This is a genomic window from Pseudomonas sp. 14P_8.1_Bac3, assembly GCF_025466085.1.
In the GTDB taxonomy this organism is placed as follows: Bacteria; Pseudomonadota; Gammaproteobacteria; order Pseudomonadales; family Pseudomonadaceae; genus Aquipseudomonas.
In genome coordinates, this window is record NZ_JANLOD010000048.1 from 108,324 (window position 1) to 124,339 (window position 16,016).

Here is a 16,016-nt window from a genome sequence, read left to right on the forward strand (position 1 = left end):
TTCGCCAGCAAGCTGGCTCCTACAGTGGATCCGATTGGCGACAGGTGTGTCGCCAACCGAGTGACTCAGTTGTCGTAACCCAGATTCGGCGCGAGCCAGCGTTCGGTCACACTCAGCTCCTGGCCTTTACGTGACGTGTAGCTCTGCACCTGATCCTTGTCGATCTTGCCCACGGCGAAGTATTGCGCCTGGGGATGGGCGAAGTACCAGCCGCTGACGGCCGCCGCCGGGAACATTGCGTAGTGCTCGGTGAGGAACACGCCGCTGCGGCCGGCCTGCATTTCGCTGGCCTCGGGGTCGAGCAACGTGAACAGTGTCGACTTCTCGGTGTGGTCCGGGCAGGCCGGGTAGCCCGGAGCAGGGCGGATGCCGGTGTATTGCTCTTTGATCAGCGCCTCGTTGTCCAGCGTCTCGTCCTTGGCGTAACCCCAGTAATCCTTGCGCACTTGCTGGTGCAGCCACTCGGCGCAGGCCTCGGCCAGGCGGTCGGCCAACGCCTTGACCATGATCGAGTTGTAATCGTCGCCAGCGTCCTGGTAAGCCTTGGCCACTTCCTCGGCACCGATGCCGGCGGTCGTGATGAAACCGCCGACGTAATCGGTCACTTCGCTGTCCTTGGGCGCGACGAAGTCGGCCAGGGAGAAGTTCGGCTTGCCGTCGGTCTTGATGATCTGCTGGCGCAGATGATGCAGCTTGGCCATCGGCTTGCCGTCATCGCCATACAGTTCGATGTCATCGTCGCGCACCTGGTTGGCCGGCCAGAAACCGAACACCGCACGGGCGCTGATCAGTTTCTCGTCGATCAGCTTGGCGAGCATTTCCTGGGCGTCGGCGTACAGCGCAGTCGCCGCTTCACCGACGACTTCGTCCTGGAGGATGCGCGGGAACTTGCCGGCCAAATCCCAGGAGATGAAGAACGGTGTCCAGTCGATGTATTCCGCCAGGACTTTCAGGTCAATGTTGTCCAGCACCCTGGAACCGGTGAACGTCGGCTTGACCGGCGTGTAGGTGCTCCAGTCGAATTGCGGTTTCTTGGCGATGGCCGCCGGATAGCTCAGGCGTTCGGTGCGAGCGCTGCGGTTGGCGGTACGCTCGCGAACATCGACGTATTCCAGACGGGTCTTTTCGACGAACGCCGGTTTCAGTTCCTTCGACAACAGCTGCGTTGCCACACCCACGGCACGGGAGGCGTCGGTGACGTAGATCACCGCGTCGTTGCTGTACTTCGGCTCGATCTTCACCGCGGTGTGCGCTTTCGAGGTGGTCGCGCCACCGATCATCAAGGGCAGGTGGAAGTCCTGACGCTGCATCTCGCGGGCGACGTGGACCATTTCATCCAGCGACGGCGTGATCAGGCCGGACAGGCCGATGATGTCGCACTTCTGTTCCCTGGCCACTTGCAGGATCTTCTCGGCGGGCACCATCACGCCGAGGTCGACGATGTCGTAGCCGTTACAGCCAAGCACCACGCCGACAATGTTCTTGCCGATGTCATGCACGTCGCCTTTGACCGTCGCCATCAGGATCTTGCCCTTGGCTTCCGGTTTGTCGCCTTTTTCCAGTTCGATGAACGGGATCAAGTGAGCCACCGCCTGTTTCATCACTCGGGCGGATTTCACCACTTGCGGCAGGAACATTTTGCCGGCGCCGAACAGGTCGCCGACGATGTTCATGCCGGACATCAGCGGGCCCTCGATCACTTCGATCGGGCGCGCGAACGATAGGCGCGATTCCTCGGTGTCTTCAACGATGTGCGTGGTGATGCCCTTGACCAGCGCATGCTCCAGACGTTTGTTAACGTCCCAGTTGCGCCACTCTTCTGTCTCGGCTTCCTTGACGCTGCCGTCGCCTTTGTACTTGTCGGCGATGGCGAGGAGGGCGTCGGTGCCTTCCGGGGTGCGGTTGAGGATCACGTCCTCCACGGCGTCGCGCAGTTCCACCGGGATCTGGTCGTAGATTTCCAGCTGGCCGGCGTTGACGATACCCATGGTCAGGCCGTTGCGGATCGCATACAGCAGGAACACCGAGTGAATCGCCTCGCGCACCGGGTTGTTGCCGCGGAACGAGAACGACACGTTGGAGACGCCGCCCGAAGTCAGCGCATAGGGCAGCTCGTCACGGATGTAGGCACAGGCGTTGATGAAGTCCACAGCGTAGTTGTTGTGTTCTTCGATGCCGGTGGCCACGGCGAAGATGTTCGGGTCGAAGATGATGTCTTCCGGCGGGAAGCCGACTTCGTTGACCAGGATGTCGTAGGAGCGTTTGCAGATTTCTTTCTTGCGCGCTTCAGTGTCGGCCTGGCCGGCTTCGTCGAAGGCCATCACGACCACCGCGGCGCCGTAGCGCTTGCACAGTCTGGCGTGATGGATGAACTGCTCGACGCCTTCCTTCATGCTGATCGAGTTGACGATGCCCTTGCCCTGGATGCACTTGAGGCCGGCTTCGATCACTTCCCATTTCGAGGAGTCGATCATGATCGGTACGCGGGAGATGTCCGGCTCGCCGGCAATCAGATTGAGGAAGGTCACCATGGCCTTCTTCGAATCGAGCATGCCCTCGTCCATGTTGATGTCGATCACCTGGGCGCCGGCTTCGACCTGTTGCAGGGCAACTTCCAGGGCTTCGGTGTAGTTGTCCTCGCGGATCAGGCGGGCGAACTTGGCCGAGCCGGTGATGTTGGTCCGCTCGCCGACGTTGACGAACAGCGAACTGCGATCAATGGTGAACGGCTCCAGGCCGGAGAGGCGGCAGGCCTTCGGAATGTCCGGAATCTGGCGCGGTGCGTAACCGGCCACCGCTTTGGCGATGGCCTCGATGTGGCCCGGGGTGGTGCCGCAGCAGCCGCCGACGATATTGAGGAAGCCGCTCTGGGCGAATTCTTCGATGACCTTGGCGGTTTGCGCCGGCAGCTCGTCGTACTCGCCGAATTCGTTCGGCAGGCCGGCGTTCGGGTGCGCCGACACGTGGGTGCCGGCCTTGTTCGACAGCTCTTCCAGGTACGGACGCAACTCGCTGGCGCCGAGGGCGCAGTTCAGGCCGACCGAAATCGGCTTGGCGTGGGCCACGGAGTTCCAGAACGCTTCGGTGGTCTGGCCGGAGAGCGTGCGGCCGGACGCGTCGGTGATGGTCCCGGAAATCATAATCGGCAGCTCGATGCCCAGTTCTTCGAACACGCCCTGCACGGCGAAGATCGCCGCTTTGGCGTTCAAGGTGTCGAAGATGGTCTCGATCAGGATCAGGTCGGCGCCGCCTTCGATCAGGCCCTTGGTGGACTCGGTGTAGTTCTCCACCAATTCATCGAAGGTGACGTTGCGATAGCCGGGGTTGTTCACGTCCGGCGACAGCGAGCAGGTACGACTGGTCGGGCCGAGCACGCCGGCGACGAAGCGCGGCTTGTCCGGGGTCTCAAGGGTTTTCGCATCGGCGACCTTGCGCGCCAGGCGAGCGCCTTCTACGTTCAATTCGTAGGTCAGGGCTTCCATGCCGTAGTCGGCCATGGAAATCCGGGTGGCGTTGAAGGTGTTGGTTTCGAGAATGTCGGCGCCGGCATCCAGGTAGGCTTTCTCGATACCGCCGATCACGTCAGGGCGCGTCAGCACCAGCAGGTCGTTGTTGCCCTTGACATCGCTCGGCCAGTCGGCGAAGCGTTTGCCACGGTAATCCTGTTCCTCGAGCTTGTAGCTCTGGATCATCGTGCCCATACCGCCATCGAGAATCAGGATGCGCTCTTTGAGGGCGTGCTTGAGTGCTTGAAGGCGAATACTGCGATCGGACATTTGGACTACTCGGAAAGACCATGACGAAGGGCCGGGATCATAGCAAACCTGCGCGCTATTAGAGCATGTCCGGTTTTTGCATGAATATCGCTCATGTTGACACCGAGACCATACCGGTAGAATCGCGGCGTTTTTTTCATGATCAGGACCAGCGACATGTCTTTGCGCGTCATCAGCACTGTATTGCTGTTTTTAAGCTGGGGCGCCGCCGCGCAGGAACTGGCCATCTCGCCGTCCATTTCCTACAGCCGCGATATCCAACCGATCTTCAGCGAAAAATGCGTGGCCTGCCATGCCTGCTACGACTCCGCCTGTCAGCTGAACCTGGGCAGCGGCGAAGGGGCGCTTCGTGGCGCGACGAAAGTCCCGGTCTACGACGGCGAACGCAGTCAGGCGGCGGCGCCGACCCGCTTGTTCTATGACGCATCGGGCAAACGGGCCTGGCAGCAGAAGGGCTTTTATTCGGTGCTTGACGCCCAGGGCAGCCAAGCGGCGTTGATGGCGCGCATGCTGGAGTTGGGTCACAAAACACCATTGACGCCCAACGCCAAACTGCCGGAAGACATTGTGCTCGGCCTTAACCGGGAAAACATGTGCGCCATGCCCGCCGAGTTCGACGGCTACGCCGGCGCGCACCCGAAGGAGGGCATGCCGCTGGCGGTCACCGGCCTGACCGATCAGCAATACCAGACGCTGCAACGCTGGCTGGCCTCGGGCGCGCCGATCGATGAGCAAGGCCTGGTGCCGTCAGCGAACGAAGCCTTGCAAGTGGTGCAGTGGGAAAACCTGCTCAACGCGCCAGGTGCCCGGCAGAGCCTGGTGGGGCGCTGGTTGTTCGAGCACTGGTTTCTCGCCCATGTTTATTTCAAGGACGGCGAGCCGGGTCATTTCTTTCAGTGGGTGCGTTCGCGCACGCCCACCGGCCAGCCCATCGACCTGATCAACACCCGGCGCCCGAATGACGATCCGGGCACCCAGGTGTACTACCGCTTGTGGCCGGTGCAGGGCGTTATCGTGCAAAAGACCCACATCACCTATCCGCTGAGCGCGGCGAAGATGGCGCGGGTCAAAAGCCTGTTCTACAGCGGCAACTGGCAGGTCAACGCCTTGCCGGGCTATGGGCCGGAGCGCCGGGCCAATCCGTTCACCACGTTCGAGGCGATCCCGGCGCAGGCGCGTTATCAGTTCATGCTCGATAACGCCGAATACTTCGTGCGCACGTTCATCCGCGGGCCGGTGTGCCGCGGCCAGATTGCCACCGATGTGATTCGCGATCACTTCTGGGCGCTGTTCCAGGCGCCGGAGCACGACCTGTACATCACCGACCCGAACTACCGCGGCCAGGCCACGCCGTTGCTGGCGATGCCGGGACAGAACGACGACGTCGGCAGTGTCCTGAGCCTCTGGCATGACTACCGCGACAAGCGCAATGAGTACGAAGCGCTGCGCCGCGACAGCTACGCCGACGCGCCGGCGCCGAGCTGGTCGACGTTGTGGGCCGGCAACGACAACGCACTGCTGACGATTTTCCGTCATTTCGATAGTGCTTCGGTCAACAAAGGCCTGATCGGCGATGTGCCGCAGACGATGTGGCTGTTCGATTTCCCGTTGCTGGAGCGCACCTATTATCAGTTGGCGGTCAACTTCGACGTGTTCGGCAACGTCTCCCACCAGGCGCAGACGCGCCTGTATTTCGACCTGATCCGCAACGGCGCGGAACAGAACTTCCTGCGGCTGATGCCGGCCGACTCGCGGGATGGTTTTCTCGACGATTGGTACCAGAACAGCGGCAAATTCAAGATGTGGCTGGATTACGAGGCCATTGATGATGACAAGCCGACGGCGCTGAAACTTGATGAGAAAGACCCGAAGCGTGACTTTGCCCTGCAGTTGCTGGCCCGATACGGCGAACTCAACGCCAAGCCCGATCCGATCAACCGTTGCGATGGCGCTTACTGCTCGCGGCCGAACATCGACCCGGCCTTGCAGAGTGCAGAGCAGGCCTTGAGCCGCCTGACATCGCGTCCTGCCGCCGGGCTGAAGGTCATCGATCAGTTGCCGGAAGCGACGATGCTGCGCATTGAGACGGCCAGTGGCAAACGCGAGGTTTACAGCCTGATGCGCAACCGCGCCCACAGCAACGTGGCGTTTTTGCTCGGTGAATCTTTGCGGTATCAGCCGGGGCTCGACACCCTGACGATTTTCCCCGGTGTGCTCAGCAGTTACCCGAACTTCATGTTCAACATTCCCGCCGAGCAAGTGCCGGCGTTCGTCGATGCGATGGAAAACGCCAAGGACGCCAATCTCTTCGAGAAAATCGTCGAACGCTGGGGCATTCGCCGCAGCCATCCGCAGTTCTGGTTCTACTTCCATGACTTGAGCCGCTATGTCCACGAGACCGATCCAGTGGAAGAGGGCGTGCTGGACATGAACCGCTACGAGAATCTTTGATCGACCTTTGGTGAATGGCGGGTGTCTCAACCCCATAGGCACCGCCGATCCCCTGTAGGAGCGAGCTTGCTCGCGATGGTCGTCAACGCTGACGCTGCGTACCTGATGCCCCGCGGCGATCTCCAGTCCATCGCGAGCAAGCCCGCTCCCACCAGGAAATCTGCGGTGATATCTGGATCGGGAGAGCCACCCATGTTGATTTCAGTACAGGCACTGCGCGCCCTCGCGGCCTGGACCGTGGTTTGCCACCATTTCATGCAGATTTTCTTCGACTTCAAGGCTCGTGGCCCGATTGGTCAGATGTTCATCGACAAAGGCGCGGTGGGCGTCGACATCTTCTTCGTCATCAGTGGCCTGGTGATTTTCCTGTCCACTCAAAGCAAGTCGCTGCCTCCCGGCCGATTTCTCCTGTACCGGTTGTTCCGCATCGTCCCGGCGTACTGGCTGTACACGGTGCTGATGGCGCTGATCGTGGTCTTCGCCCGGCCACTGGTGCCGGATCAGACCGTCGACTGGTCGCATTTCCTGCTGTCTTTACTGTTCATTCCTACGGAAAACCCCGGCGGCTACGGGATTTATCCGACGCTCAATGTCGGCTGGACCCTCAATTACGAAATGCTGTTCTACGTGCTGTTTGCCTGGGCGTTACTGTTTCGCCTGCAAGTGCGCCTGTTGATCGTCGCCGCGCTGTTGTTCGCGGTGTGCCAGGCGTGGACCGGCTACGGCTGGATCAGCGGGTTCTACCGTTCGGACATTGTTTATGAGTTTTTGCTGGGGATCGGCATTGGCATGATCTACCGCCGTGGCTGGATCGAGCCCGGTTTATGGTTGCCATTGCTGGGCATTGGCGCAGCGTTGTTGGCGATCTATCATCTGGCGCCACAGCCACGCTTCTTCGCCTGGGGCTTGCCGAGTGCGATGCTGGTGATGGCGTGCATGGCCTTGGAACGCTTTTTCGAGAACAGCCGGGTATTCAAGTTGCTCGGCGATTGTTCCTACTCGGTGTACCTGATGCACGTATTGGTGCTGTCCGCCGGTGGCTTCGTCGCACAGCATTACGGGATTAATCCCTACCTGATGTTCGTCATTTGCATCGCCACCATCGGCGTGGCGTCTTGGGCAAGTTATGAATGGGTGGAAAAAGGCAGCTATCGGTGGCTTAAAGCGCGGATCGACGGCGAAACGACGACTCAACCGGCCCCGACGCTTTCCCGACAAAAATACTAGGACTTTGTACGGCGCGATGATTGGCGTAAACTGCGCCCAAGCCTGCGAGGAGTTTCCATGACCGCTATTACCATCACCGACGCCGCCCACGATTATCTGGCTGATCTGCTCTCCAAGCAGAACACCCCGGGCATCGGCATCCGCGTCTTCATCACCCAGCCTGGCACCCAGTACGCCGAAACCTGCATTGCGTACTGCAAGCCGGGCGAAGAAAAACCTGAAGACACCGCGCTGGGGCTAAAAAGCTTCACCGCCTACATCGATTCGTTCAGCGAAGCGTTCCTGGACGACGCGGTGGTCGACTACGCCACCGACCGCATGGGCGGGCAGCTGACTATCAAGGCGCCCAACGCCAAAGTACCGATGGTCAACGCCGACAGTCCGGTCAACGAGCGCATTAATTACTACCTGCAAACCGAAATCAACCCGGGGCTCGCCAGCCACGGCGGTCAGGTCAGCCTGATCGACGTGGTCGAAGACGGCATCGCCGTGCTGAAGTTCGGCGGCGGTTGCCAGGGCTGTGGCCAGGCGGACGTCACCTTGCGTGAAGGCATCGAGCGCACCTTGCTTGAGCGCATTCCCGAGCTCAAGGGTGTTCGTGACGTGACCGACCACACGCAGAAAGAAAACGCCTACTACTAAGGTGTTCGCTGCAATATGAAAAAACGGCGCCCCGTGAGCGCCGTTTTTTTATGGGTGCAATTCAAGGACGCCATCGCTGACTTGCCAGCGATGAGGCCCTACGGCCGATACACATGCGCATGGCTCGCACGGTAAAGCGACGACTCGCTGAACTGGTCGCTCCCGAGCACGCGACCCACCAGAATCAGCGCCGTTCGCCGAAACCCCTTCACCTCAACCTTTCCGGCAATGTCCGCAATCGTCCCCACCACCCAGTCCTGATCCGGCCAGGTCGCGCGATGAACCACCGCAATTGGGCAATCCGCGCCGTAATGCGGCAGCAGTTCGGCGAGGATTTTCTGCAAATGATTGACCCCCAGGTGAATCGCCATGGTCGCGCCATGCCGGGCGAGGCTGCCCAGCTCTTCACCGGCCGGCATCGCGGTCTTGTCGGCGTAGCGGGTCAGGATCACGCTCTGTGACACATCCGGCAAGGTCAACTCCGCCCCTAGCAACGCCGCACACGCCGCCGTGGCCGTCACACCCGGAATGATTTCAAACGCTATACCCAACTCGCGCAAATGGCGAATCTGCTCGCCAATCGCGCCATACAGGCTCGGATCGCCGGAATGCACCCGCGCCACGTCATGGCCGTTGGCGTGCGCCGTCTTGATCAATTCAATGATCTGTTCGAGGTGCAGTTCCGCGCTGTTGACCACCTGTTCGGCGCAGTGACCTTGGAGCACGGCCTCGGGCACCAGGGAGCCGGCATAGATGATCACCGGGCAGCTGCGGATCAACCGCTGGCCTTTGACGGTGATCAGTTCCGGGTCGCCGGGACCTGCGCCAATGAAGTAGACGGTCATCGTCGTTTCCTGTCAGAAGAAGGGCTGGGCAACACTTCAGATGAAGATTGCTCATGATGAAAGGCAGGGATTATCAGAGATTTTACGTAGCGCAGGCCAATGCCAGGGTCGCCTGGGCGTATTTTTGTCGCGAAATCAGCAAAGTGGCCGGCGCCTGAGCCAGTTGTTCGGCGAGGGCGAGGGCGGCACTTTCGGCGATGCCGTAGCAGCCAGTGCGTTCGAAAGCGATTTCGGAGCGGTGGCTGAGTCGCGGCTCATAACCCGCCAGTTGTTCACGGCTGAAGTACATCAGCGGCAGCGCGAGCTGTGCAGCGAGTTCGATCAGGCCAGGTTCGTCGCGCTTCAGATCGATGCTGGCCAGCGCCGTTATCTGGTGAAGCCCGATTTTATGCGCCTGCAAAGCCTGATCGAGTAACGCCCGCAGCGTGCTGACGGGGCAGCCACGCTGGCAGCCCAGGCCGACCACCAGGGTCGGCGCTGCGCCGGGATCGGTCATGCGTGGTATTGGCCAGCGCTTTTGCGGCGGAACAACCAGGCGCTGATCAGGCCCAGGGCCAGCCAGAACACGACGTTGGTCAACTGCGAAGCAATTTTGAACTGGGCTTCCAGCGCTTCTGGCGCGAGCATCGAGTGCACTTGCGGTTGCGGCGCGCCGATCACGTGAGGAACGGCAAGAATGGCCACGCCCAGGAGCTTCATCAGCCAGTGCCGGCTGAACACGATCAGGGCAATGCCAACTGCCGTGGAGGCGGCCGTACCGATCCACCAGATTTGCCGTTGCGCCAGGTCCGCCGCGGCGGTGCCCGGCAGTTCCGGCGGCAGGCCGAGGGTTGGTGCCAGCACGAAGGTCGCGTAACCGGCCAGGCCCCACAGCAGGCCCTGGGAGGTCTTGGTTGGTGAACGCAAGGTGTAGAGGCCGGCGAGCATCAGCGCGAAACCGACGGCGACCACCAGGTTGCCGCCCGTGGTCGACAGCACGCGCTGCCAGCCGTTTTCCGGTTCCCAGGCTTCGGCGTCATGGGTGTGGGCAGCGGCACCGGCAGCGTGCTCGTGCACTTCAATGGCAGCCGGCTCGGATTTTTCATAGGTTTCCGCTTGCAGAATCAGCGGGGCGACCCAGAAGCTTTGCAGCAAGGTCAGCAACAGGGCGGCCAGCAGCCCGGTGAAACCTGCGGTTTGCGCGATACGCTTGATCATGTCGACAGGTCTCAATGGCACGGGAAAGCGGAGCTGTGACGGGTGTCGTGGGCGGCGTTGTGCACCGCTTCGATGTGCGAGAAACCGGCGAAGTAGACCAGGCACGCGCCGAGGATCGACGCACACACGGCGGCGGTCAGGCGTTGCGTCAGGGTTGTAGTCGTGGTGCTGGCGGCTGTGTGGTCGGTGCTGCTGATGATCGACATGGCGCTTCCCTCTGGTCTGTCAGCGGGTGAATAGAGCGCATGGAAGACCCCTGCGAATCGGGCTCGCAGCGGTTCAAACAGCGCCCGCCCACCGCGGGTTTGTTGTTCAGTGAATGTGGCGTCACTTTGTGTTGCGGGCCGGTCTCCGGGCTCACGAGGGGCTTGGGCGTCAGCCGAAACCTGCAAGCATCACCTTCCCATACCGCATGGCACAGTGGATCTGACGCTTCGCTCGCTTACCGTTGCGGGGGCAGCACCGGACTGACATGGCTTTGAGTAAAGCACATGATTCACCGGTTTCCCGTTTCACCCTGTGAAGGGCACCCGTAACAAGGCGTGTAGGAGAGCATGGGCAGTGGCAGGGCGTCAATTGGCAGCGGTTCTCAATTCGGAATCGAAGGCAGCGCCGCCGATGTCATGTGAACATTGACCCGCCCCAGTACCATGCGTAGCCTTGCGCATTCGAGGTTCTTCGGCAGTGCCGAAGCTAAGAAGGGAACGCGGTCGATGCCGCGGCTGCCCCCGCAACTGTGAACGGTGATGTTCGCTGCCACGCCACTGCAAACCCTGTGCAACGGGTTCGCGGGAAGGCGCAGCGAATGTCGGGCCCTCGGCCCGACACACTGTCAGCCAGGAGACCTGCCTCGACACAGATTCTCACTACAACCGGGCGGGGTGATCCGGTGGCGAACTCTTCCGCGCGCGTCCGTCGCAGCGATTGTCGTCCCGTATGCCCGCCACCTTGCCAAAGGGCATCCGATGAAAACACTGGCCAAACTTCCCGTCACCATCGTCACCGGCTTCCTCGGCTCGGGCAAAACCACCTTGCTGCGGCACATGCTCGACAATGCTCAGGGCCGCCGCATCGCGGTGATCGTCAACGAGTTCGGCGAGCTGGGCATCGATGGCGAAATCCTCAAGCAATGCTCCATCGGCTGCACCGAAGAAGAAGCCAACGGCCGCGTCTATGAACTGGCCAACGGCTGCCTGTGCTGCACCGTCCAGGAAGAATTCTTCCCGGTGATGCGCGAGCTGGTCGCCCGTCGCGGCGATCTCGATCACATCCTGATTGAAACGTCTGGCCTGGCCCTGCCAAAACCCCTGGTGCAAGCGTTCCAGTGGCCGGAAATCCGCAGCGCCTGCACGGTGGACGCGGTGATCACCGTGGTCGACAGCCCGGCCGTGGCCGCTGGCACCTTCGCGGCTTTCCCGGATCAAGTGGATGCCCAACGCAAACTCGACCCGAACCTGGACCACGAATCACCGCTGCACGAACTGTTCGCCGACCAACTGGCCAGCGCCGACCTGGTGATCCTCAACAAGGCCGATCTGATCAGCCCTGAAGACCTGGCCCGCGTGCGCCTGGAAGTCGCCGAAGAACTGCCGCCGGCGGTGAAAGTCATCGAGGCCAGCAGTGGTCGCGTGCCGCTCGACGTGCTGATTGGCCTGGGCGCCGGTTCCGAAGAACACATCGACAGCCGTCACAGCCATCACGATCACCACCATGAAGGCGAAGATGACCACGATCACGACGCGTTCGACTCCATCTCCATTGAACTGCCGCAGGCGGACGAGAGCCTGCTGATGGACGCGCTGACCCAACTGGTGGTCAAGCACGGCATCCTGCGGGTCAAGGGTTTCGCCGCGATTCCGAACAAACCGATGCGCCTGCTGATCCAGGGCGTGGGCACTCGTTTCGACAAGCATTTCGACCGTCAGTGGGGCGCCGATGAAGCGCGCACCACGCGTCTGGTGTTGATCGGCCAGGAATTGGACGCCGGGCAACTCGAAGCGCAACTGCGCGCCGCGCTCAGCGTTTAACCCATGCACCTGCTCAGGACCCAGCCCGGCGGTTTCGTGTCGGATGACAACATCGCCGACCTCGGACAAACCCCCGCCGAGCTGGTGATCCTGTGCAGCGGCGACTCCAGCCTGGCGCTGCTCGCCGAAGCGGCGCAGCAATTGCCCGACGATTACCCGAGCGTGCGCCTGGCCAACCCGATGCAGGTGCAAAATCACGCTTCGGTTGATTTATATGTCGATGAAGTGCTGCGTCATGCCAAGGTGATTCTGATTTCGCTGCACGGCGGCATCGCCTATTGGCGTTATGGCGTCGAGCGGCTGGTGGAGTTGTCGCAGCGCGGCGTGCGGCTGATCCTGGTGCCCGGCGACGATCGCCCGGACCCGGAACTCAGCGACCTGAGCACGGTGCCGGCAGAAGAACGCGACCGGCTCTGGCATTACCTGCGCCAGGGCGGCATGGCCAACGCCCTCGAGCTGTTTCGCTGCCTCGCCACGCACTGGCTGGACCGTGATTATCCGTGGGCCGAACCGCAAACCCTGCCGCGCACCGCGATCTACCATCCGCAAACAAGCCCCGCCGCCCTGGGCGATTGGCGAACCGACTGGCTGCCCGGTCAACCGGTGGCGGCGGTACTGTTTTACCGCTCGCATTTGCAGGCGGCGAACACTGGGTTCATCGATGTTTTTTGCCAGCGCCTGCAAGCGGCAGGGTTGAACCCGCTGCCGATTGCCGTGGCCAGCCTGAAGGAGCCGGGCTGCCTGACGGTGGTCGAGGACTGGCTGGACGAGGTCGAAGCCGGGGTCATTCTCAACACCACCGGTTTCGCTCAATCCAGCCCCGAAGCGCCACATCTGCGGCCGTTTCGCCGCAATATCCCGGTGATCCAGGCCATCTGCGCCCAGGACAACGAACCCGGCTGGCGCGCCAGCGAGCAAGGCCTCGGCCCGCGGGACCTGGCGATGCACATCGCGCTGCCGGAACTGGACGGCCGCATCATCAGCCGTCCGATCAGTTTCAAGGACCTGGCCTGGCGCAGCGAGCGCAGTCAGTCCGATGTGGTGTGTTATCGCCCGCACGCCGAACGTATGGATTTTGTTGCCGAGCTGGCGCGGCGCTGGGTCGATCTGGCGCGGGTGCCGAACGGCGAGAAACGCATCGCCCTGATCCTCGCCAATTACCCGACCCGGGATGGGCGCATTGGCAACGGCGTCGGCCTCGACACGCCGGCCGCTGCGCTGAATATCCTGCGGGCATTGCATCAGCAGGGCTACCCGCTGCCGGCGGAACTGCCGGACAGCGGCACCGCGTTGATCCAGCAATTGCTCGGCGGCGTCAGCAACGATCTCGATACCCTCGATCAGCGTCCTTGTCATCAGAGCCTCGCTCTGGATGACTACCAGCGGATGTTCAGCGCCTTGCCCGACGCCAACCGCCAGGCGGTGCTGGAACGTTGGGGCACGCCCGAGAGCGACCCGATGTGCCGTGGCGGGCGGATGATGATCGCCGGGTTGTGTTTCGGCCTGACGTTCGTCGGCATTCAACCGGCCCGGGGCTATCAGGTCGATCCGAGCGCGGTGTATCACGACCCGGACCTGGTGCCGCCGCACGGTTACCTGGCGTTCTATTTCTGGTTGCGCCACACCTACGGCGCCCACGGCGTGATCCACGTCGGCAAGCATGGCAACCTCGAATGGCTGCCGGGCAAAGGCGTCGGATTGTCGGAAAACTGCTGGCCGGATGCGTTGCTCGGACCGCTGCCGAACATCTATCCGTTCATCGTCAACGATCCGGGCGAGGGCGCCCAGGCCAAGCGCCGCACGCAAGCGGTGATCATCGATCACCTGATGCCCCCGCTGACCCGCGCCGAAACCTACGGACCGCTGCGCAACCTCGAGCTGCTGGCCGACGAATATTATGAAGCGCAGCTGCTCGACCCACGGCGCGCCCGGGAGTTGCAGCGCGACATCCTGCAACTGGTGCGCGACACCCATATCGACCGCGAATTGCAGCTCGACACCCCACTCGACAGCGATGCCGATGCGGCGATCTGGCTGCCGCGCCTGGACACCTATCTGTGCGATTTGAAGGAGTCGCAGATCCGCGATGGCCTGCACATCTTTGGTGAATCACCCAGCGGGCGCCTGCGCCTGGACACCGTGCTGGCGCTGTTACGCATCCCGCGTGGCGATGGACGCGGAGCACAGTCGAGTTTGTTGCGGGCGCTGGCCAGGGCATTGGAACTGGGGTTCGATCCGCTCGATTGTGCGTTGGCGGCCCCGTGGGCCGGCCCGCGTCCCGAGGCAATGCAAGCGGTGAGCGACGAACTCTGGCGCACGGCGGGCGATACCCGTGAGCGCCTGGAATTGTTTGCCCTACACCTGATTGCCCAGACGCTGGATGCCCCCTGTAGGAGCGAGCTTGCTCGCGATGGAGTCTCAGACACAGTGGTGTCGACTGACACACCATCGCGAGCAAGCTCGCTCCTACAGGAGGGGCCCCGGTGGGACGACGTCCGCGCGATTCTCGACCACCTGCGCGAAGTCGTCGCCCCACGCCTGGACGCCTGCGGCCCCGCAGAAATGCGCGGTCTGCTCGACGCACTCAGCGGCCGTTTCGTGCCCGCCGGCCCCAGCGGCGCGCCCAGCCGCGGTCGTCTGGACGTGCTGCCCACCGGGCGCAATTTCTATTCGGTGGATGTGCGCAACCTGCCCACCACCACGGCGTGGCGCATCGGTTTCCAGTCGGCCAACCTGATTCTCGAGCGGCACCTGCAGGACCATGGCGATCATCTGCGTCAGCTCGGCCTGTCGGTCTGGGGCACCGCGACCATGCGCACCGGCGGTGATGACATCGCGCAAGCCATGGCGCTGATGGGCGTGCGTCCGGTCTGGGCCACGGGCAGTCAGCGGGTCGACGATTTCGAGATTCTGCCCCTGAGCCTGCTCGACCGCCCTCGCGTCGACGTGACCTTGCGTGTCTCCGGGTTCTTCCGTGATGCGTTCGCCAACCTGATCCGCTTGTTCGACGCGGCAGTGCAAGCCGTTGCCGCGCTCGACGAGCCGGACGACCTCAATCCGCTGGCCGCCAAGGTCCGCGCCGAACGTGACAGCCTGTTGCAGTCGGGGCTCGACGAAGAGGCCGCCCGACGTCAGGCCGGCTGGCGCATCTTCGGCGCCAAACCCGGCGCTTACGGCGCGGGGGTGCAGGGCGCTATCGACGGGCGTTTGTGGCAAAGCCGCGAAGACCTTGCCGAGGTGTACCTGAACTGGGGCGGCTACGCTTACGGCGGCGCCGACGAGGGCACTGCCGCCCGCGACCAGTTCGCCCAGCGCTTGAAGCAGGTGCAGGCGGTGCTGCAAAACCAGGACAACCGCGAGCATGACGTGCTCGATTCCAACGATTATTACCAGTTCCAGGGCGGCATGCTCGCGGCCGTAGAAAGCCTCAGCGGCGCGGCGGCGGCCAGTTACCATGGCGATCACAGCCAGCCGGACCTGCCGAAAATCCGTACGTTGAAGGAAGAGTTGAACCGGGTGATCCGCTCCCGGGCAGCTAACCCGAAGTGGATCGACGGCGTGAAGCGCCACGGCTACAAAGGTGCGTTCGAGATGGCGGCCACGGTCGACAACCTGTTCGCCTTCGACGCCACCACCCGGTTGATCGACGATCACCAGTACGCGTTGCTGGCGGATGCTTACCTGCTGGACCCGGCGACCCGGGCGTTTGTCCGCGAGCATAATCCACATGCCTTGCGCGACATGACCGAACGTATGCTGGAAGCGCAGCAGCGGGGCATGTGGAAGGAGCCGGGCGAGTACCGCGAGGCGCTGGAGAACCTGTTGCTGGACATAGAAGAAGACGGTTAGCG

The 16,016-nt window shown here is 62.3% G+C and carries 10 protein-coding genes and 2 riboswitches; of the genes, 5 read left to right on the top strand and 5 right to left on the bottom strand.

The window, feature by feature from the left end; all coding sequences use genetic code 11:
• Positions 1-65 precede the first annotated feature (65 nt).
• Positions 66-3,776, bottom strand: a complete 3,711-nt coding sequence (metH, locus tag NTD84_RS13350; protein WP_262166126.1) for a methionine synthase — start codon at positions 3,774-3,776, stop codon at positions 66-68.
• A gap of 156 nt (positions 3,777-3,932) precedes the next feature.
• Here metH and NTD84_RS13355 point away from each other — a divergent pair, with 156 nt between their 5' ends.
• The 3 genes from NTD84_RS13355 (at position 3,933) to nfuA (ending at position 8,096) form a co-directional block, all read left to right on the top strand.
• Positions 3,933-6,227, top strand: a complete 2,295-nt coding sequence (locus tag NTD84_RS13355; protein WP_262166128.1) for a fatty acid cis/trans isomerase — start codon at positions 3,933-3,935, stop codon at positions 6,225-6,227.
• 192 nt (positions 6,228-6,419) lie between these two features.
• Complete coding sequence (locus NTD84_RS13360; protein WP_262166130.1) at positions 6,420-7,454, top strand: acyltransferase family protein; 1,035 nt, start codon at positions 6,420-6,422, stop codon at positions 7,452-7,454.
• 57 nt (positions 7,455-7,511) lie between these two features.
• Complete coding sequence (nfuA, locus tag NTD84_RS13365; protein ID WP_007898222.1) at positions 7,512-8,096, top strand: Fe-S biogenesis protein NfuA; 585 nt, start codon at positions 7,512-7,514, stop codon at positions 8,094-8,096.
• Positions 8,097-8,194: 98 nt separating this feature from the next.
• Here nfuA and cobM read toward each other — a convergent pair whose 3' ends face one another.
• The 4 genes from cobM to NTD84_RS13385 all read right to left on the bottom strand — a co-directional run bounded on the left by cobM (position 8,195) and on the right by NTD84_RS13385 (position 10,344).
• Positions 8,195-8,941 (bottom strand): precorrin-4 C(11)-methyltransferase, encoded by a 747-nt coding sequence (gene cobM / locus NTD84_RS13370; RefSeq protein WP_262166134.1) that lies wholly within the window; start codon positions 8,939-8,941, stop codon positions 8,195-8,197.
• An 82-nt stretch (positions 8,942-9,023) separates the two neighbouring features.
• Positions 9,024-9,437, bottom strand: a complete 414-nt coding sequence (locus NTD84_RS13375) for a cobalamin biosynthesis protein (RefSeq protein WP_262166136.1) — start codon at positions 9,435-9,437, stop codon at positions 9,024-9,026.
• Positions 9,434-10,138 (bottom strand): CbtA family protein, encoded by a 705-nt coding sequence (locus tag NTD84_RS13380; protein WP_262166139.1) that lies wholly within the window; start codon positions 10,136-10,138, stop codon positions 9,434-9,436. The genes NTD84_RS13375 and NTD84_RS13380 overlap by 4 nt, the downstream gene beginning before the upstream one ends.
• An 11-nt stretch (positions 10,139-10,149) precedes the next feature.
• On the bottom strand, positions 10,150-10,344 hold the full coding sequence (locus NTD84_RS13385) for a CbtB-domain containing protein (protein ID WP_262166141.1): 195 nt from the start codon (positions 10,342-10,344) through the stop codon (positions 10,150-10,152).
• Positions 10,345-10,462: 118 nt separating this feature from the next.
• Positions 10,463-10,687, bottom strand: a riboswitch (cobalamin riboswitch).
• 105 nt (positions 10,688-10,792) lie between these two features.
• Positions 10,793-11,006: riboswitch (cobalamin riboswitch) on the top strand.
• 97 nt (positions 11,007-11,103) lie between these two features.
• Between NTD84_RS13385 and cobW the strand changes: the two genes are divergently transcribed.
• Both cobW and cobN read left to right on the top strand, forming a co-directional pair.
• A complete protein-coding gene (gene cobW, locus NTD84_RS13390) occupies positions 11,104-12,165 on the top strand; it encodes a cobalamin biosynthesis protein CobW (RefSeq protein WP_315975567.1) in 1,062 nt (353 codons plus the stop codon).
• Positions 12,166-12,168: 3 nt separating this feature from the next.
• Positions 12,169-16,014 carry a cobaltochelatase subunit CobN gene (gene cobN / locus NTD84_RS13395; protein WP_262166143.1) on the top strand — a complete coding sequence of 1,282 codons (3,846 nt, stop codon included), beginning with the start codon at positions 12,169-12,171 and terminating at the stop codon, positions 16,012-16,014.
• Positions 16,015-16,016: the final 2 nt, after the last annotated feature.

What these genes read in the sequence shown, in the direction of transcription:
- metH (WP_262166126.1), bottom strand. Translation starts at nt 3,776, where the DNA reads ATGTCCGATCGCAGTATTCGCCTTCAAGCACTCAAGCACGCCCTCAAA.
- NTD84_RS13355 (WP_262166128.1), top strand. Translation starts at nt 3,933, where the DNA reads ATGTCTTTGCGCGTCATCAGCACTGTATTGCTGTTTTTAAGCTGGGGC.
- NTD84_RS13360 (WP_262166130.1), top strand. Translation starts at nt 6,420, where the DNA reads ATGTTGATTTCAGTACAGGCACTGCGCGCCCTCGCGGCCTGGACCGTG.
- nfuA (WP_007898222.1), top strand. Translation starts at nt 7,512, where the DNA reads ATGACCGCTATTACCATCACCGACGCCGCCCACGATTATCTGGCTGAT.
- cobM (WP_262166134.1), bottom strand. Translation starts at nt 8,941, where the DNA reads ATGACCGTCTACTTCATTGGCGCAGGTCCCGGCGACCCGGAACTGATC.
- NTD84_RS13375 (WP_262166136.1), bottom strand. Translation starts at nt 9,437, where the DNA reads ATGACCGATCCCGGCGCAGCGCCGACCCTGGTGGTCGGCCTGGGCTGC.
- NTD84_RS13380 (WP_262166139.1), bottom strand. Translation starts at nt 10,138, where the DNA reads ATGATCAAGCGTATCGCGCAAACCGCAGGTTTCACCGGGCTGCTGGCC.
- NTD84_RS13385 (WP_262166141.1), bottom strand. Translation starts at nt 10,344, where the DNA reads ATGTCGATCATCAGCAGCACCGACCACACAGCCGCCAGCACCACGACT.
- cobW (WP_315975567.1), top strand. Translation starts at nt 11,104, where the DNA reads ATGAAAACACTGGCCAAACTTCCCGTCACCATCGTCACCGGCTTCCTC.
- cobN (WP_262166143.1), top strand. Translation starts at nt 12,169, where the DNA reads ATGCACCTGCTCAGGACCCAGCCCGGCGGTTTCGTGTCGGATGACAAC.